Annotated in this window: 14 protein-coding genes; 5 read left to right on the top strand and 9 right to left on the bottom strand. The window is 61.0% G+C overall.

The features are described 5' to 3' along the window. Positions 1 to 12 precede the first annotated feature (12 nt). The 3 genes from ACU8HS_RS13780 to ACU8HS_RS13790 form a co-directional block, all read right to left on the bottom strand. Complete coding sequence (locus ACU8HS_RS13780) at positions 13 to 1,026, bottom strand: HAD family hydrolase (RefSeq protein WP_447014567.1); 1,014 nt, start codon at positions 1,024 to 1,026, stop codon at positions 13 to 15. After that, positions 1,001 to 2,005: a formylglycine-generating enzyme family protein gene (locus tag ACU8HS_RS13785; protein WP_447015907.1), complete on the bottom strand. Its 1,005-nt coding sequence runs from the start codon at positions 2,003 to 2,005 to the stop codon at positions 1,001 to 1,003. Before ACU8HS_RS13785 ends, ACU8HS_RS13780 begins: the two co-directional genes overlap by 26 nt. A 242-nt stretch (positions 2,006 to 2,247) precedes the next feature. Beyond that, positions 2,248 to 3,462, bottom strand: coding sequence for an alpha/beta hydrolase (locus ACU8HS_RS13790; protein ID WP_447014568.1), 1,215 nt, complete (start codon positions 3,460 to 3,462; stop codon positions 2,248 to 2,250). Positions 3,463 to 3,883: 421 nt separating this feature from the next. Here ACU8HS_RS13790 and ACU8HS_RS13795 point away from each other — a divergent pair, with 421 nt between their 5' ends. Together ACU8HS_RS13795 and ACU8HS_RS13800 are read left to right on the top strand one after the other, a co-directional pair. After that, positions 3,884 to 4,459: a nitrate reductase associated protein gene (locus tag ACU8HS_RS13795; RefSeq protein WP_447014569.1), complete on the top strand. Its 576-nt coding sequence runs from the start codon at positions 3,884 to 3,886 to the stop codon at positions 4,457 to 4,459. Beyond that, positions 4,456 to 8,652, top strand: a complete 4,197-nt coding sequence (locus ACU8HS_RS13800; RefSeq protein ID WP_447014570.1) for a molybdopterin-dependent oxidoreductase — start codon at positions 4,456 to 4,458, stop codon at positions 8,650 to 8,652. Before ACU8HS_RS13795 ends, ACU8HS_RS13800 begins: the two co-directional genes overlap by 4 nt. A gap of 121 nt (positions 8,653 to 8,773) precedes the next feature. Here the strand turns inward: ACU8HS_RS13800 and ACU8HS_RS13805 are convergent, their stop codons facing one another. Then, entirely contained in the window at positions 8,774 to 9,772 is a 999-nt protein-coding gene (locus tag ACU8HS_RS13805; protein WP_112563087.1) for an ABC transporter permease, read from the bottom strand. A gap of 43 nt (positions 9,773 to 9,815) precedes the next feature. Continuing rightward, the gene (locus tag ACU8HS_RS13810) at positions 9,816 to 10,556 is read right to left on the bottom strand and encodes a sugar ABC transporter ATP-binding protein (protein ID WP_112704768.1); all 741 of its coding nucleotides are present in this window, start codon (positions 10,554 to 10,556) and stop codon (positions 9,816 to 9,818) included. A gap of 257 nt (positions 10,557 to 10,813) precedes the next feature. Between ACU8HS_RS13810 and ACU8HS_RS13815 the strand changes: the two genes are divergently transcribed. The 3 genes from ACU8HS_RS13815 (at position 10,814) to ACU8HS_RS13825 (ending at position 13,798) form a co-directional block, all read left to right on the top strand. Further along, the gene (locus tag ACU8HS_RS13815) at positions 10,814 to 11,794 is read left to right on the top strand and encodes an NAD-dependent epimerase/dehydratase family protein (RefSeq protein ID WP_447014571.1); all 981 of its coding nucleotides are present in this window, start codon (positions 10,814 to 10,816) and stop codon (positions 11,792 to 11,794) included. Between the two features lie 48 nt (positions 11,795 to 11,842). After that, positions 11,843 to 12,829, top strand: coding sequence for a substrate-binding domain-containing protein (locus tag ACU8HS_RS13820; protein WP_112563081.1), 987 nt, complete (start codon positions 11,843 to 11,845; stop codon positions 12,827 to 12,829). 186 nt (positions 12,830 to 13,015) lie between these two features. After that, positions 13,016 to 13,798, top strand: coding sequence for a FadR/GntR family transcriptional regulator (locus ACU8HS_RS13825; protein WP_112563079.1), 783 nt, complete (start codon positions 13,016 to 13,018; stop codon positions 13,796 to 13,798). Positions 13,799 to 13,911: 113 nt separating this feature from the next. Here the strand turns inward: ACU8HS_RS13825 and pdxA are convergent, their stop codons facing one another. The 4 genes from pdxA to ACU8HS_RS13845 form a co-directional block, all read right to left on the bottom strand. After that, a complete protein-coding gene (pdxA, locus tag ACU8HS_RS13830) occupies positions 13,912 to 14,910 on the bottom strand; it encodes a 4-hydroxythreonine-4-phosphate dehydrogenase PdxA (protein WP_112704766.1) in 999 nt (332 codons plus the stop codon). Positions 14,911 to 14,938: 28 nt separating this feature from the next. Then, entirely contained in the window at positions 14,939 to 16,072 is a 1,134-nt protein-coding gene (locus ACU8HS_RS13835) for an iron-containing alcohol dehydrogenase (protein ID WP_447014572.1), read from the bottom strand. A 325-nt stretch (positions 16,073 to 16,397) separates the two neighbouring features. Then, a complete protein-coding gene (locus tag ACU8HS_RS13840) occupies positions 16,398 to 17,582 on the bottom strand; it encodes an exo-alpha-sialidase (RefSeq protein WP_113413485.1) in 1,185 nt (394 codons plus the stop codon). A gap of 12 nt (positions 17,583 to 17,594) precedes the next feature. Continuing rightward, entirely contained in the window at positions 17,595 to 18,500 is a 906-nt protein-coding gene (locus tag ACU8HS_RS13845) for a dihydrodipicolinate synthase family protein (RefSeq protein ID WP_113413486.1), read from the bottom strand. Positions 18,501 to 18,713: the final 213 nt, after the last annotated feature.

The following is an 18,713-nucleotide window of genomic DNA, read 5'->3' on the forward strand; positions in this document are numbered from 1 at the left end:
CCGGCAGCGAGGCTACTGAAAGGCGAAAATCGTCTTCCAGTCGCGCTTCATGTCGACTACCAGCCAGTTCCGCCGTTCGGCCTCGTCCAATGCCTTGTCCAGTTTTCCGAAGGCCGACTCCCGGTCATAGGCATATTCACGATCGGCGTCCGTATGGTGCACCAGCATGGCGAAGCTCGGACCTTCGCCTGCCGTCGTCCAGCGCATCATCTCGTAATCGCCGTCGGAATTGCCGGCGACGAAGATCGGCCGCGCGCCGATGAACTTGTTGATGCCCACGGGCTTGCCGGGACCGTCGTCGATGAAATCGATCTTCGGCAGGCGTTTGAGAACCGGGACGTCGCCGACCAGATCATATTGCGTTGCGATGGTGCTGCCGACCACCTGTTCGGGCGGGATGCCGTAGATCCGTTCCGTCACCGGCCGCATGAATTCCACCCCGCCGCCCGAAACGATGTAAGTGCTGAAGCCATTGGCCCTGAGATAATCGAGCAATTCGCGCATCGGCACGTAGGTCATTTCGGTATAGGGCTTTCCCGTCCTGGGGTGTTTTGCGGTCGCAAACCAGTCAGAGACGGTTTTGCTGAATTCTTCGGTGGTCATGCCGGCGTGTGTCGCCATCACGAGGTCGACGATGCCCTTTTCCCCGCCGCGCGCGATGCCTTTCATGTCGCCGGCAAGAACGCTCTTGAAAGGCTCCTTTGTTTTCCATTCGGGATGTCGGGGCGCCAGCGCCTTGACCCGGTCGAGCACAAAGCCGAGCTGGGTGTAATAGGGCTGCTCGGACCAGAGCGTGCCGTCATTGTCGAAGACGGCAATACGGTCCGAGGGGGCAACGTAGCCGTTGCCGCCCTCCGTGACGGTCGCCTTGACGAAATCCAAGATACGGGCCTTGGCCGGCGTGTCGTTCCAGGAAGGCAGCGGCTCCTGCGCGAAGACGGGGTTCCATGCCGCCGCGATCAGCAGGATGAGGGCGACGGCAACGGAGGCAAGACTGACGTCAATGGCTTGCGTGGACCTTCGCATGGACATCCTCCTTTGCTGCGGACACTCGCTTGATGCAGCGGAAGCCGAGATGGCTGGTCGACGTATCCTCCGGCTCCGCATGGCGGGCGGCCGGACGATAGCGGCGGCAATAGTTCGGGGCGCACAGATGCGAGCCGCCCTTGAGCACACGACGCGGAATGCGGATGCCGGGCTGGCGCGCATCGTAGCTCGCCTCCATGCCCCCGCCACGCGGGTTGTCTGGAATGCAGCAGGCTTTTGCCACCGGTTGCGGATGGCGATCGGACCAGTAGTCCATCGTCCATTCCCAGACATTGCCGATCATGTCGTAGAGGCCGTAACCGTTCGGCGGGAAGCTGCGGACGGGCGAGGTCCGCTCGTGGCCTTTCGCCTTCGTGGATTTCACGGGAAAGGTGCCCTGCCAGGTATTGGCCATGGGGACGCCACCTGGCATCAACTCGTCGCCCCAGGCGAATTCCGCATCGTCGAGACCGCCGCGGGCTGCAAGCTCCCATTCGGCCTCGGTCGGCAGATCCATGCCTGCCCAATCCGCGTAGGCTTTGGCATCGCACCAGGCGACGTGCACGACGGGGTGGTCGAGCTTGCCGCGCAGATCGCTCAGGCCGCCGAGCGGCCGGCGCCAGTTCGCACCGAACTTGAAGGTCCACCATTGGGTAATATCAGGTCCGTTCACGGTCTTCGGCTGAAAGAAGACGAGCGATCCGGCGCGCAGCATTTCCGGTTTTGCGCCGGGATAATCCTTCGCTTCCGGCGCTTTTTCGGCAAAGGTGACGTAACCCGTTGCCTTGACGAATTCCATGAACCTGCGGTTCGTGACGGGGATCTCGTCGATCCAGAAGCCATCCACCCTTACCGGATGGGCAGGCGCCTCTTCGGGATAGTGCTTGTCCGAGCCCATCGTGAAGGTCCGGCCGGGGATCCAGATCATGCCTTCGGGCGCCGTGCCTGGGGACCGCCCATCGTCGAATGCCAGTGCCATCATCGCCTCCGGGGTGTGAGCCGAAAGCTTCGCGCGTAAGCGAAAGGGACGGAAGTAAATTACCGTAAATGCGCGCACCGTTACGGCACGGGCTGCCGCACGCCAGCACGATCGCTCCGTTTTCCGGGCAGGGAAGCGGCAGGGCGGTTCGGGCGCAGGTAACATTTCTTCCGTCAGCGGCGACCGGATTGAGCGGCGACAGCCCTGATCGTTCCCGTAACCTCTGCCCGTAAACCGGTCGGTCAATTGGTCAGCGGTTTGGATTGCGGGTCGGCGCGAAGCGTATCCTCGACATTCGCTGGTCTTGCCGCGGTGCGCGACGGCTGTTCGATGATCGTCAGAGGGGCGGCCACCGCCGTTCCCGCGACCTTGCCGACTGTCTGGGCCGTACCGCCGACCACCGCGGCAACGCCTTCGCCAAAGGTGATATTGGAGTCCGTCAGGGTCTGGCCCGTCATCAGGCGCTGGCCGATCAGCTGGACGATTTCGGGGCTTTCGGCGAACTTGCCGTGGTTCAGGCTGTCCCCGGTCTTGACCTCGGTCAGGTCGATCGCGGTAATGCCTGCTTCCTCCAGCCGGCTGCGATATGGCTCCTTGGACGGATCGATTGCGCCGAGCCGGGATACTTTTCCGGTGATAAGGCTGGACACCGCCAGAGCCCGATCGTCCTGCGAAACGAAGATCGTGAATTTCGGGTGGGGCGTGCCCATCTCCACGAACTGTTTGGCGAAGACCTGTATGTCGATATCGGGCGAAGCAAGAATGACGTCACGGATCTTCGGGTTCACGTGACCATCGCGGATGCCCATCTGGCGCAGGGATTCCATGGCAAGCCAGGTTCCCATGGAATGGGCAAGGATGGTGATATCCTTGACGCCCGGGTCCTGCGCGAGAATGCGCAATGCCTGTTCGAGCGCCGTGCGCGAATAGTTCGTGCTTTCCTTGTCGTATTCGTAGGCCGTCAGCCGCGCGCGCGACGGCCAGGTGAAGAGAACCGGTGTCGCGTCCATGCCGCTGTCGTGGACAATCTGGGCAAGACGGAAAACGGAATCCTCGTATTTGTTGTTGAAACCATGCACGAATACGAGTGCGTGGCCATCTTTGAGGTGCTGGTTGAACCAGGCGCGGCCCTCCGCCCGCGTTTCGAGATGTTCGACATGGGTGACGGCAAAATCGGTCGCCGGGTTCGGCGGCAGCCGCTTGGGCCACTGCACGGTGCCGGCAGCGCGTTTTGGCGGGATGGATACGGCAATGTCGGTCAGATAGGGTTTCGGGCTGCGTTCGCCATTGAAAAGCGTCGCGGGATCGCCGGAAGGCTGACGTGTCGTCGCCACCAGCATCTCGACCTGTGATGTCTTCGGACCGGGCGCGGTGAGCGCGACCGGCGTCATCACGCCACTTGGATGTCCGCAGGAGCAAAGCGACAGCAATACGGCGAAAGCAGGCAACGTCCTCATCAAGGTCCCACCAGGTTCCAGACCGGGGACAATAGGCGCCGCCGATCTGTGCGTAAGTACGCAACAGTAAATTTACGCTGCGCGTCTTCGTGCTCTCTGCTGTTTGCCGATGTTGACGACGAAATGGGTTTCCTGCCAACCGACGTTTTGCCTAAACGCTGGGCGGGCGCGGTCTGGTGACTGCCGATTTTCACGGCAGCGGGTTGCGGATGCGGGGCGGCAGTCGAGAAATCTCAGTCTTTTCAGCAATATCCTGGCTTGGCATGGTTCTTGCTGCCGCAATTCCGGTTGCTGCGGGCAACTGGCATAGCGTCCAACGGCGGGCGTCTCATAGCAAAGCTGCTGATCTGAAACTGGCGTCTCCTTCGGACGACATTTTTGGTCAGCAGCTTTTTTGTTTTTGGACTTTTCAGGACGTCGGGTGTCGTCCAAGGAGATTGAGCAGAATGCCTGCCCATCGTTTGAAGCCGGTCAATGGCTGTTCGTTCGTGTCTGTGAACGGGAGCCAATTATGAGAGAGCCTATCGAAACGTTCCGGTTCGAGAGCGACTTCGCAGGCAGCCTCCGCTGCATCCCGATGGCGGTGCGGTTCAAGCTGGATCTCTGTGGCATAAAGCTGTCGCTGCGACAGTGGAGCCGCTTTGAAGAGCCGGAACGGCGATGGCTGCTGGAGCAGCCCTGCAAGGTGCCCGCCGACGTGGACGCATACCGCATGGCGCTTACCGAGTTCATTGCACGGCGCACCGGTGAACTGGCGAAGTCGATCGATGCCGGCGAGGCAGTGGCATGGGCGGCTTCCGATGGCGTGCCGCAGGTCGTGACAAGCCAGGCGGCCTCAAGAGGTGTCACGCCACCGACTGGTGCTCAGTGGTGCAAGCTGACGGACCTCCAGCGGTTCGCGCTGCTCAAACTGACGCGACCCGGCCACGACAATGAAAACTTCGTCCCTGCAATGCTCGAGTTCGGGATTCTGTCTGAGCTGGAGGGAACTCTATGACCTCCGACAGCAAGACCGTCAAAGGCTCTTGTCCCTATTGCGGTGTCGGTTGCGGCATCGTGATGGAGGTCAAGGGCAACAGGGTGGTCAAGGTCTCCGGCGACAAAACGCATCCGACGAATTTCGGAAGGCTTTGCACGAAAGGCAATACCTGCGGCCAGGCAATCGCCGAGTCCGGTCGGATGGACAAGGCCCACATGCGCCTTGCCCGCAGCCAGGACCAGCTCCCGGTTTCAGTGGACAAGGCGATCAGCGAGACCGCACGGCGGCTGAAGGCAATTATCGAACGCGATGGTCCCGATGCCGTTTCCTTCTACGTCTCCGGCCAGATGTCGCTCGAAGCACAATATCTCGCCAACAAGCTTGCGAAGGGTTTTATCCGCACAAAGCACATTGAATCCAATTCACGGCTTTGCATGGCGAGCGCGGGAAGCGGCTACAAGCTTTCGCTCGGTTCCGACGGTCCGCCCGGCTCGTATCAGGATTTCGACAAGGCCGACCTTTTCTTCGTTATCGGCGCCAACATGGCCGATTGCCACCCGATCCTGTTCCTTCGCATGATGGATCGCGTCAAACAGGGCGCGCGGCTGATCGTGGTCGATCCACGGCGCAACGCCACCGCGGACAAGGCTACCCTCTTCCTGCAGATAAAGCCAGGAACCGATCTCGCGCTTCTGAACGGTCTCCTGCATCTGGTGGTCAAGAACGGTCACACGGATTCCGCTTTCATTGCCGAATTCACCGACGGCTGGGAGCAGATGGTGGACTTTCTGGCGGACTACCCGCCGGAAAAAGTGTCCGAGATCACCGGAATTCCGATTGACGACATCATCAAGGCCGCCGAACTGATCGGCAGTTCGCCGGAGGTCATGAGTTGCTGGACCATGGGCCTGAACCAGAGCACGCACGGCACCTGGAACACCAACGCAATCTGCAATCTGCATCTCGCCATGGGCAAGATATGCCGGCCCGGAAGCGGCCCGTTTTCTTTGACCGGCCAGCCGAATGCGATGGGCGGCCGGGAAATGGGATATATGGGGCCAGGGCTTCCTGGTCAGCGCTCGGCGCTTGTCGAAGCGGACCGCACCTTTACCGAAGACCTCTGGAAAATCCCCCACGGCAGTTTGCGCGCGGAGGCGGGCGGCGGAACGATCGCCATGTTCGAAGACATGGCAGCCGGTGCGATCAAGGCCTGCTGGATCATCTGCACGAATCCTGTGGCGACCGTATCCAACCGCGACAACGTCATAAGGGCGCTGAAGGCGGCCGAACTGGTGGTGACGCAGGACGCGTTTCTCGACACCGAAACCAATATCTACGCCGATATCCTTTTGCCCGGCGCGCTCTGGGCGGAGGGCGATAGCGTGATGATCAATTCCGAGCGCAACATGACGTTGACGCGCAAGGCCGTCGAGCCGCCGGGGGAGGCCTTGCCAGACTGGCTCATTATCGCGCGCGTCGCGTGCGAAATGGGCTTTGCCGAAGCCTTCGACTATGCCTCTTCGGCCGAAGTGTTCGAGGAGATCAAACGGGCCTGGAACCCGAAGACCGGCTACGATATCCGCGGCGCGAGCCACGAGCGATTGAGCGCCGGGCCTCTGCAGTGGCCCGTGGCCTCGGCGGAGGCTGCCGACCGCAATCCGATCCGCTACGTCAACAACGGCGTCAGCCAGGAGCGAAAGGTCCTGGCTGACGGGACCGAGCCCCGGCTCGCCTTTGCTACGCCGACGGGGAAAGCAGTCTTCTTTCCACGCCCGCATATGGCGCCGGCGGAAATGCCGAGCCCGGATTTTCCCATCGTGCTGAATACCGGTCGCCTGCAGCACCAATGGCACACCATGACGAAGACCGGAAAAATCCCGACGCTGAACAAGCTCAATCCCGGCCCCTTCGTCGAAATCCATCCCGAGGACGCGGCGGAACTCGGCATAGAGGAAAAGGACAGGGTCGAGATCCGTTCGAAACGGGGCAAGGCGGTGCTTCCCGCCGTCGTCACCGATCGGGTGCTGCCCGGAACCTGTTTTGCGCCGTTTCACTGGAACGACAGCTTCGGTGACGACCTCGCCATCAATGCCGTCACGAGCGACGCGGTCGATCCCCTGTCCCTGCAGCCCGAGTTCAAGTTCACTGCCGTCGCGATCCGCCTGAGCGAGAAAGCGACCTCGACGGACAGCGAACAGGAGAAACGTCCGATGAATGCCATTGTGGAGGCTCGCGTCGAAACCGCAGCCGCCCCAGCGCCTTCCGCCGCGCCCGAAATCACTGCCCTGAGTGCTATGACAGGAGTCGGGCTTGCCGCTGTTCCGGCTTTTACACCTTCGGAGCAGGTTTATCTGCAGGGGTTCATGACAGGGTTGAACGCTGCGATCGCCATCGGCTCGGTCGCTCTTCCGGTTCTTCCCGAGAGCGCACCTCTGGCGGCCGAGAGCCGGCTGCTTGTCGACGGGATGCTGGCAGGACTCTTTTCGCGGGATCGTAGAAGTCCGGGCGAGATCGTATCCCCGCCTTCCGCTCCGGCGCCGGCACTCCCGGCGGAGGTGACGGCTCCCGTCGTTCTGGTCGCATGGGCATCTCAAACCGGCAATGCCGAGACGGCTGCCTCGAACTTTGCAAAGCGCTTTGAGGCGCAAGGCCGGAAATTTCGTCTTTCTGCGCTGGAGGCCTTGTCACCCGGCGATCTTGCCGGGGCTCAAACCTGCCTGTTTTTCGTCAGCACATTCGGCGACGGCGACCCGCCGGACAACGGCGCCGATTTCTGGAAGGCCCTGAACAAGGAGACCGCGCCGCATCTTGCCGGCCTTCACTATTCGGTCTGCGCATTCGGTGACAGTAACTACGATCAGTTTTGCGGCTTCGGCCGCAAGCTCGACGAGCGCCTTGCGGTTCTGGGCGCGCAGCGCCTTGCGGACCGCATCGACTGCGAGCCTGACTACGAGGCGTCGGTCGCATCCTGGGGGGACCGTCTTTGCGAGATGCTGCAGCCGGCCAAGGTCGCCGAGCTTGCGGTCGCGTCCTCCCGGGCGACGGCAGCGGTTGTCGCTGCACCTCCAGCGGTCGCCGGTGTTTCGCCGAAACCGACGTTCAGCCGGAAGGCGCCCTATGCATCGAGGCTGCTGGTCAACAAGCGGCTGACGGCGGAGGGCGGCGCGAAGGAGGTCAGGCAATTCGCTTTCGACCTTGGTGACGGAGAATTGAGCTACGAGGCGGGCGACGCGCTCGGCGTGTGGCCGAGCAATAGCCCTATGCTTGTCGACGAGATCCTGACGACGCTGAAGCTCGAAGCCGATAGTCCGGTTTCGGTTGAGGGATCGGGAGACATGCCGCTTGCGGAGGCCCTGGAAAAGCATTTCGAGCTCGGGCGGGCGAGCGGCGACTTCGTGAAATGGTGGGCATCCGTTTCAGGCAGCAATACTTTGTCGGAAATATCGTCCGGTGAGCGCGAAGAGCTTGCACGCTGGCTGTGGGGCAAGCAGATCGCCGATATCGTCGCGCTGGCGCCATGCCGGATCCAAGCACAGGAATTCATTGGTGGCCTGAAACGCTTGCAGCCGCGCCTTTACTCGATCTCTTCAAGCTCCAAACTTCATCGAAACGAGGTTCACCTGACGGTCTCCGTTGTCAGATACGCAAACGGCGCCGTGAACCGGGCAGGGACCGCATCGGCCTTCCTTGCCGATCGTGCTGGCGATGTCGTCACTCCGATTTTCATTCAACCTTCGGCACATTTCCGTCCGCCGCATGACCCGGACGCGCCGGCCATCATGGTGGGACCCGGCACAGGCATTGCTCCCTTCCGTGCCTTCCTCCAGGAGCGTGAGGCGCGTGGTGCCAAGGGAAAGAACTGGCTGTTCTTCGGAGAGCAGCATCAGGCCACGGATTTCTACTACCGCGACGAGTTGGAGCGCTGGACGAGGAGCGGTCATCTCACCCGCCTGGACCTTGCCTTCTCCCGCGATCAGGATGCGAAAATTTACGTTCAGCACCGGATGGGCGAGTACGGCGCCGAACTATTCCGCTGGCTGGAGGAGGGCGCGTATTTCTACGTTTGCGGCGATGCCAGCCGTATGGCCAGGGATGTCGATGCGGCGCTCAAGGAAATTGTCGCATGTCACGGAAACATGACCAGCGACATGGCCGAGAAATACGTAAAGGCGCTCTCGGCGGCAAAGCGGTATGTGAGGGATGTCTATTGACGATGGCCGCGAACACGGCTGCCGTTCGTGTTGGACCGACGCGCCGGTATCGGTCCAGCCGGACGGCCGAACACGGCATGTTGGCGGCATTCCGGCGATCCCGAACGCTCGATACGTTCGCCTACTCGTCGCGCCGCAGATTGCGAATTCGGTCGAAGAGAACGGCAAGCACGATTGCCCCGCCGATAAAGCTGCCTTGCCAGAAGGCATTGATGCCGAGCAGGCCAAGGCTGTTGCGGATGACCTCGATGAGCGCCGCGCCGATCAAGGCCCCGAAGGCGGTGCCGACGCCGCCGGCCAGATTGGCGCCGCCGATGACCGCGGCGGCAATGACCTGCAGTTCCATCCCGGCGCCGATATTTGTCGTGACAGCGCCGAGCCAGCCGGTCTGGATGATGCCGGCAACCCCCGCCGACAGGGCGGAAATCATATAGACGATGACCTTGATCCTCTGCACGGGGACGCCCGTCAGCGTCGCGGCCTGTTCATTGCCGCCGATGGCAAAAACATAGCGGCCGAACTTGGTCCAGCGCAGCACGAAACCGGTCATGAGCGCCAGAACGACCATGTAGACCACCGGATTGGCAATGCCGAAAAGCCAGGCGCCGCCACCGAGCGCCAGAAGTTTGTCGTGGTCAGGTCCGAACTGGAAGACGACGGTGTTGTTGGAGGCAACCATCGCAAGGCTGCGCGCGATCGACAACATGCCGAGCGTGACGACGAAAGGCGGAAAGCCGAGATAGGCGATCAACAGGCCGTTGAACGCTCCGACCACAAGGGCAGTGCCGATCGAGGCGGCGATGCCGACTTCGATGCTGTATCCCGCGTGCATGACGACCGCCAGCACCATGCTGCACAGGCAAAGCACGGAGCCAACGGACAGATCGATGCCGCCGGTGATGATGACCAGCGTCATGCCCAGCGCGATAATCGCAACGAAGGTGACGTTGCGGGTGATGTTGTAGATGTTCTTCGCCGTGGCAAAGGAGTCCGTCGTCATCGACAGGAAAATGCAGGCGAGAACGACCGCAACGAGAACCCAGAATGTCTGGCTGCTCAGGATCGCCGCAAGCCAGCTGCGTTGCTTCTGCTCAATCGTCTGGTCAAGTGTAATCGCCATCGTCGGCCTTCTTCCTTCCTGCCCCTGCAACGGATGGCATCGATCACACCTGTTCGATGGCGCCGGTGATGAGGCCGGTCACTTCCTCGGGCGAACTTGCCGCAATTGGCTTGTCGGCCACCTTTCTTCCCCGCCGCATCACGATCACCCGGTCGGCGACCGAAAAGACGTCGGGCATGCGATGACTGATCAGGACAACGGCAATGCCCCGGTCGCGCAATTGGCGGATCAGGTTGAGAACTTCAGCTACCTGGCGCACGGAAATGGCGGCGGTCGGCTCGTCCATCAACACGATTTTCGCTTCCGAAAGCATCGTGCGGGCGATTGCGACCGCTTGCCGCTGGCCGCCTGACATCTGCTTGACGAGATCGCGCGGGCGGGTCTCGGATTTGAGCTCGCGAAATATCTCGCCGGCGCGCTTGTACATCGCCTTGTAGTCGAGGATGCGAAGGGGCCATACGCCGCGGCGCAATTCCCGCCCGAGGAAGACGTTCGCCGCCGCCGTAAGATTGTTGCAGAGCGCCAGGTCCTGGTGAACGATCTCGATACCGTGCTGGCGTGCCTCCTTCGGCCGATGGAGCACGAGATCGGCGCCATCGAGACGCATGGTCCCGTGGCTCGGCCGAAAGTTGCCGGCGATCATCTTGACCAATGTGGACTTGCCGGCGCCGTTATCGCCCATGAGGCCGACCACTTGCCCCGCTTCGAGCGAAAACGATACGTCGCTGACGGCCTGGATGGCGCCGAAATGTTTGGAAATATTGGTGAGTTCGAGAACCGCCACCAGCCTTCTGGCCTCCCAAAACCTGTCGCTATCCGTTCGCTCCGAACCCGGCTTGTTTTCGACGCGCGGCTGCAGCGAATTCGTCTTTCCAATATCCTCCCAGGAAAAACGAATATGAGCATTTACGCAAAACCCCGCGACAGCGTCAACTCATTGTCCGCGGTGGGGAGCCTATTGTAACAAAAATCCGTTTTGTCGGACAAATATCAATTGACGGAAGCCGCGCTCGAATATTAGCTATCACTGGGAGAGAGAGCATGCTGATCCTTGTTACCGGTGCGACGGGCAAGGTCGGGCGGCGCTTCATTGCTGGGCTGCTTGACGATCCGAGCTTTTCCAAAGCGCGTATTCGCGCGCTTTGCCATAACCGCGTGTGCGGAGCGACCGACCGCGTCGAAGTCATCCGCGGTTCGATTGCCGACCGCGATGTTGTCGCTGCCGCGCTCCATGACGTCACCCATGTCGTGCATCTTGCCACCTGCAAGGAAACCCCGAGCGAAATCATGGACGTCGCGGTCAAGGGGCTCTTCTGGCTGCTCGAGGAATTCCGCACCAGCGCCACGGCACGCCAGTTCATCCTGATCGGCGGCGATGCGGGCATTGGGCATTTTTACCATCGCCATGACGATCCGATTACCGAGAGCGTCCGCCATTGCGCCTATCCGGGAAGCTACGCGCTCTCGAAGGTTCTGGAAGAAGTCATGCTGGAGCAGTTCGGTATCCAATATGGCCTCAATGGCTGCTGCCTGCGCGCGCCCTGGATCATGGAAAAGGACGATTTCAAATATTCGCTGTCCTTCGGAGACGACGTCTTCGGCGGTCCGGACTGGAAGACGATGGTTCCGGAAGAGGCCGCACGGCGCTATGCCGCCGCGGGCACGGTGCCGCTGCTGCTCGATGCCGACGGGCGTCCGCTCAAACGCAACTTCGTGCATGTCGACGACCTCGTCTCTGCGATCCTGGCGGCGATCGACAACCCTCGGGCGGAGCGGCAGCTCTTCAACATCTGCATGGATCGGCCGGTCGACTATGCCGAAGTCGCAGCCTATCTGTCGCGCACGCGAAACCTCGGTTCTGTCGAGATACCGAGCCGCTTCCATTCCAACTGGATGGACAACAGCAAGGCGAAATATCTGCTGGATTGGCGGCCGAATTACGATCTCGAAATGCTTATCGACTCGGCGTGGCAATACGAGCGTTCGAAGGAGGAGCCTCGCGTCGTCTGGTATCCGGGTTGATTTCGTATGGCGGGTATGCCGTGCCCGTCGTTTTGAAGGGAGGAAACCATGAAGAAAGCATTGTTACTGACTGTCGCAATTCTGGCGCTGACCGCGGGCCAGGCCCTGGCCAAGAAGCAACTCGTCATCGTCGTCAAAGGGCTCGACAATCCATTCTTCGAAGCAATCAATCAAGGTTGCCAGAAGTGGAACAAGGAGAACCCGGATTCGGAATATGAGTGCTTCTATACCGGTCCCGCATCGACTTCGGACGAAGCCGGCGAGGCGCAGATCGTGCAGGATATGTTGGGCAAGGCAGACACGGCCGCAATCGCGATTTCGCCGTCGAACGCAAAACTTATCGCCCAGACCCTGAAGACCGCCAATCCGACGGTTCCGGTGATGACGCTCGATGCCGACCTTGCAGCCGAGGATGCGGCGCTGCGCAAGACCTATCTCGGTACCGACAACTACCTGATGGGCGCGCGCATCGGTGACTATATCAAGAAAGCCAAGCCGAACGGCGGGAAGATCTGCACGATCGAGGGCAATCCGGGTGCGGACAATATCCTGCGCCGCGCCCAAGGCATGCGCGACACGCTTACCGGCCAGAAGGGGCTTACCGAGCTGAAAGGCGAGGGTGGCTGGACGGAAGTCGCCGGATGCCCGGTCTTCACCAATGACGACGGTGCCAAGGGCGTGCAGGCGATGACCGATATCCTTGCGGCCAACCCCGATCTGGACGCCTTCGGCATTATGGGTGGCTGGCCGTTGTTCGGCGCGCCGCAACCCTATCGCGACCTGTTCAAGCCGATGGCCGACAAGATTGCCAGCAATGACTTCGTCATCGGCGCCGCCGACACGATCGGCGACGAGGTTGCCATTGCCAAGGAAGGTCTGGTGACTGCGCTCGTCGGCCAGCGGCCGTTCGAGATGGGCTACAAGGCACCTTCGGTGATGATGGATCTGATTGCCGGCAAGGCGGTTGAAGATCCGGTATTCACCGGGCTCGATGAGTGCACGAAAGATACGGTCGATACCTGCATTCAAAAGTAGGCTCGCGGTCTGAAACGCCAAGGGGGCACTAGTTGCCCCCGAGACGGATCGAAAGATCCGCAGGGCTTGACGCGTCTTGAATTCCGCGCATTTTGCCAGAGTCAATCGCAGGCGACTTCCTCGTTATTACGATTGTCTTGATAGCACGCGCAGACAGTCGAAAGAATGCTGAGGCAGTAGAAATAAATGCCTGACAAGAAATCGGGAAAGCCGACGGCTTCGGTCGAGGTGGCAACGGTTGACCGCTCGGCCACCGCAAGGCGCCCAAATGCTCCGCGTATAACCGGGGCAAGTGTTCATGTGTCTTTGGCAGGCGAGATCGGCCTCAGGATCGTGCGCGGCGATTATCCGCCGGGCACGATCCTGCCAAACGAGGCAAAGTGGTCGCAAGTCTTCGAAGTCAGCCGATCGGCGGTGCGCGAGGCGATCAAGATGCTGATGGCCAAGGGACTGCTTTCTTCCCGTCCGAAAATCGGCAGCTGGGTTGAGCCCAAGGAACGCTGGAACCTGCTGGATCGCGACGTATTGGGCTGGTATGCCGCCTCTCCCGATCGCGAAGCCTTTCTGAGGACCGTGCAGGAACTCAGGCACATGATCGAGCCGGAAGCGACGGCCCTTGCCGCGGAGCGCCGGACCGAGGAGCAAATGAAGGCAATCAGTCAGGCTCTGCAGGATATGGGGCAGGCGACATCACTCCAGCAGCGAACGGAATCCGATACGCGATTTCATATCGCCATCCTGCGCGCTTCCGGAAATGATCTGCTGGTGCCGCTCGGCGTCTTGATCGAATCGGCGCTGAACCACCTCTTCACCCATGTGACGCGAGAGGAGGACAATTTGCGATATGTGCTGAAACTTCATGAGAATATCGAGAAAAGCATCCGCCTGCAACGGCCGAACATGGCGCGCAACGCAGTCCGCAAGGTGCTGGCAAATACCGATCAGATCATAGCACGCTGGTCGCGATAGAAGCCTGAACCCGCCCGCCAGAGGAAGCGGCGGCTGTCGAAACGGCTTGGTCATCGGTGCAAAAGCCCGCATTCAAGCGGGCTCTGCTGGCCGGAGCTGTAAAGATGCCGGTGTCAGGAGGCCAGCGCCGTGGCGGCGCGCGGCGACCGTGCCATCAGCCGCGCATAAGCGATGGCCGAGAGCATGTTGACGTGGTTGGCGCGGCCGGTTCCTGCGATGTCGAAGGCGGTGCCATGATCGACGGAGACGCGGTCGATCGGCAGGCCCAGGGAGACGTTGACGGCGGTCTCGAAGGCGACGAGCTTGATCGGGATATGGCCCTGGTCGTGATACTGGGCAATAACCAGATCGAAGGCGCCGTTATAGGCGCGGGCAAAGACCGTGTCGGCGGAAATGGGACCGACCACGTCGATACCCTTGGCCTGTGCCAGTTCGACGGCCGGTGCCAGGAACTCCGTGTCCTCGGTACCGAAGAGGCCGTTTTCGCCGCAATGCGGGTTGAGACCGGCGACCGCGATACGAGCTTTCCTGCCGAGGCGCATGAAATGATTATGGCCGGCTTCGATCGTCGCCAGCACGCGCTCGGTCCTGGCGCGTTCGATCGCGCCCTTCAGGGAAACATGGGTGGAAACGTGAATGGTGTTCAGCCGCTCGGAGGCGAGCAGCATGAAGGAACTCTTGGAGCCGGTCAGATGCGCCAGCAGGCCGGTATGGCCGTCGAAATGATGGCCGGCGAGGTTCATGGCCTCCTTGTTGATCGGCGCGGTGACGATGACGTCGGCTTCCTTTGACATGGCCAGATCGACGGCGCGGGCGATATAGCGAACGGATGCATCGCCGGCGACCGGGCTGACCTTGCCGATCTCGGGAAGCGGCGCGCCAAGCGGCACCTCGTCGACGGCGATGGTGTTTCCGTCTTCGGAGGCGGAGGGGCCGAAGCGCAGGCCGACTTCGGTCGCGCGCGCAGCGCGCTCCAGCGCTTCGCTGTTGCCGACGATGACGAAGTCGCGCCGTTCGGCAGCCGGCAACGCCGCCAGTGCCTTGACGATCACTTCCGGGCCGACGCCGGCGGGATCGCCGAGGGTTACTGCGACTTTAGCATTTCTGTCCATCGGTCAAATTCCTTTTGAAAGCCCTGCCTCAATAGGCTGCTTCGTAGATCGAGCGTATGTCGGCGCGCGTCAAGTCGCGCGGATTGTTATCCAGCAGCCTGCGGATGGCGAAAGCATCGTCGGCCATGGCATCGAGATCGTCTTGCGGCACGCCGAGGCCCGAGAGGGTCATCTCGATGCCGAGCTCCGCGCAGAAGGCATAGGCGGCATCGAAGACCGATTTGCCCGTGTCCGAGACACTGTAGCCGAGCGCTTCCATGACCGCTTTCGTCTTTTCCGGTACGGCTGGCGTGTTGAAGGCGAGAACATGAGGGAAGATCAATGCGTTGGCCGCGCCGTGGGCGACATGCCAGCGCGTACCGAGCGGATAGGCGAGCGCATGGCCGCCGGCCGTATTGACCGGGCCGAGGCAGAAGCCGCCATAGAGCGAGGCCAGCGACAGCCCGGCGCGGGCTTCGGCATCCGATCCGTCGCGGACCGCTCTCGCAAGATATTTGCCGACGAGCCGCGTTCCCTCGATCGCATACATGTCGATCATCGGATGCGCCTTGCGATTGGTGAAGGCCTCGACGCAATGCGCCATGGCATCGACACCGGTTGCGGCCGTCGTGCGCGCCGGCACGGAGAAGGTCAGCGACGGATCGATGACGGCGATATCGGCAAGCATGTGAAGGCTCTCGACCGCGAGCTTGGCCTTTGTTTCAGGATCGGTGACAAGTGCGCGGATACCGGCCTCGCTGCCCGTGCCCGAGGTCGTCGGCACCTGCGCGAGCGCTGCCTTGCGCGGCCCTTGAACCTTGTTGGGGCCGACCACCTCGCGGAGCGTCTGCGACGAGCCGGCGAGCACGGCGGCGAGCTTGGCAAGATCCATGGCGCTGCCGCCGCCGAAGCCGACGATGAGGTCGGCTTGCGCGGCTTCCGCAGCGGCGAGCACCTTGTCGAGATTGGCAATATCCGGTTCGGGTGTCACGTCGGCGAAGACCGAAACCTCACCCTTCAGCTGCAGCAGTTCGACGCGGGCGGCATTGAATGCATCCGAAATGACCAGTGTCCGCGAATACCCCTTGCTCGCGGCCCAGGCGCCCAGCTTTCCCGCCGTCCCAAGGCCGAATTCGATCAGGTGCGGCCGGACAACGGTAATAGGTGAATCCAAACTGACCATAGGCGGTCCTCCCCGATGCGCGACGGACTAGGCCGTCAATGATGTAAATTTGTTATCCTGTCCCACGATTTTTGGCAAGAATGAATGGTTGTTTTTCTTGTTTAGATATCCATTTTGGTCGAAGGTGCGCCGAATGTAGCACGTGAGTTTTGGCGTAAGAATTTGAAATTGATTAGATAATTATGAACTATGCAGTTCTGCGGTGGGGCCAGCGCAATTTGAAGCGGACTTGTGGTGTATTTGTAAAAACGGGAGTCCTGTGCAGAGAGGTCCGATGCTGTGCATATCGGACCTCTCCATGCCTTCCCGGTCGGCCAGTCGGCCGTTAAGCGATTGATTCCAATGGGAGGCGCACATATTTAATGGCGCGCCTGTAATAGGTGTAGGCGACATGGAGCGTACCGTCCGCCCCCTGGATGATGGAGGGGTAGGAGAACTCGCGGTTGAGCATGTCTTTCGAGTTGTTGCTCAGGCAATATCCGTCGCCGGTATCCAGGTCGAACTTGCGTTCGAAATGGCCGCCGTGGTCTGCCGAAACCGCAAGGCTCAGCGGCGCGCGCGGAACACCCCAGACAGCCTTTCGGGCTGGACTATCGGGCATTTCCGCGACAGGAGCATTGCCGCTTTCGATCTCGTCATAGAGCGATTGACGTCGGGCGTCGGAGGAGGCAGCGCTGCTGTGGTTGTAAACCATCGCAATTCGTCGATCGCCAAGGCCGACGGCCTGGATCGAGGAATTATTGTTGGGCAGATTGGTTGGTTCCGGCGCACTCCAGGTCTCGCCCTGATCCGAGGAGAACGAGGCGCGAATATGCTCTGCGTAGCGATCGCGGAAGAAGGCGATCATTCTGTCGCCTTCGAGCGGCACGATGTTCATGTGCACGGCGCCCAGGCTGCCTTCTATCTCCTTCATTTTCCAGCTCTTTCCGCCATCGCGGGAGGTCAGGACGCCTGCCGTGTCGGCGTCGCCGCTCCAGCGTTGACCGGGCAGGCTGATGCAGCGGAAGACGGGAAGCAGCCAGTCGCCTCTGCCGTTGACGACTATCTGCTGGCGCACGAAGGTGCCGGGCAGGTCGCAGAGAACGGTGGGAGGAGCAAAACTCTTGCCGCCATCCTCCGAGATCCGGCATTTGACAACCGCGCCGTCCTGGTCGCCCGATGTCTGTGATGTGTAGAGCAGCCAGACGCGACCGTCAGGTGCGTTGAAAATCAACGGATTCTGCTCGGATTTCGCCGGATCGTCCGACATTTTCTCCGGTCCTGACCAGCGGTCGGCGCCGGGTGCCAGCCGGGACATGTAAATCGAAATGTCGCCCATGCCTTCCATCGTGCCGCCGAACCAGACGCATGTCAGTGTTCCATCGGCCAGGAAAGCGAGATTGGCGGCGTGGTTCTGGATGCAAGGAGACGGCAGGTAGGCATCAAGGCGGCCGGCCTGGGCGGAATTTGCCCTGAGCGTGCCGTCCATCAGCGAGGGAACGTCTTCGGGCTTCAAACCTGTCGGTTGCATGGTTTTCCTCCCTTATGGCAGCTTTGCGTAGCCTTCGGCGAGTGCCGCATATTCGGCGTCGTTGAGCGGCACCAGCGGCGGGCGCGTGCGCCGCCAACCGGCGTTGCCGGTCTTCAGGCCAACCATGGCCTTGATCGTCGGGATCTGCACATAGGAGTTCGACAGAGTGCGGAAAGCGTTGATGCGTGCCTGTGCGGCCTCGACTTCGGCGCTTTTCGCCTCGTCATGAACGTGGTCGTAGACGGTGCGCAGCGAATTGGCGACGAGGTTCGAGGTGGCGGTGATGCAGCCGGCACCGCCGGCCTTCAGGAGCGGCAGCAGCAGCGGGTCGGCGCCGCAGAGCACGGAGAAGCCGGGGCAGGCGGCGATGATTGCCTGCATGTTGTTGAAATCGCCTGCAGATTCCTTGATGCCGACAACCGTGTCCGGGAAGGCTTCAACCAGGCGCCTGATCAGCGGGATGGAGAGCGGAACGCCCGAAACCTGCGGAATATGGTAGAGGATCACCTGCAGTCTGGTATCGCCGATTTTCTCCAGAATCTGGGCAAAGGCGGTGAGGAGGCCGTCGTCGGACACGCCCTTGTAGTAGAAGGGCGGCAGCATGACGACCTTGGTGACGCCGAGCGAAAGCGCGTGTTTTGTCAGTTCGACGGTCTCGGGAATGGCAACGACGCCCGTGCCGGGCAGCAGCTTGTCGGCGGGAATGCCGGCTTTCAGCGCGGCTTCGAGGATCATGCGGCGCTCGGCGGAGGAGAAGGAATTGGCCTCGCCCGTCGTTCCGAGCAGCGCCACGCCGTGGCAGCCTTCTTCGATCAATCGCTGGCAATGTTCGGTGAAGAGGCCGAGATCCGGGCTGCCATCGGTATTGAGAGGGGTGGTCGCGGCGCTATAGACGCCTGTAATCTTGTGATTGCTCAAGGGTGTCCTCCTCGTCAGACCGGGCCTGCCCGGCACGTTCCTATGCTGCCGTATTCATCCCAATGTCCCTCAGTTGTCAATCTTACAAATTTGAAATCTACGGGCGTCGATTTTTAAAATATTGATTTTGCTTCTGAAATAATTTCAATCCCCTGATTTGATGTTCTATATGTTATTTTCCATTGACAGATTTACATTATCGCGCAAATGTCA

This window comes from Rhizobium sp. KDH_Rht_773_N (assembly GCF_052946295.1).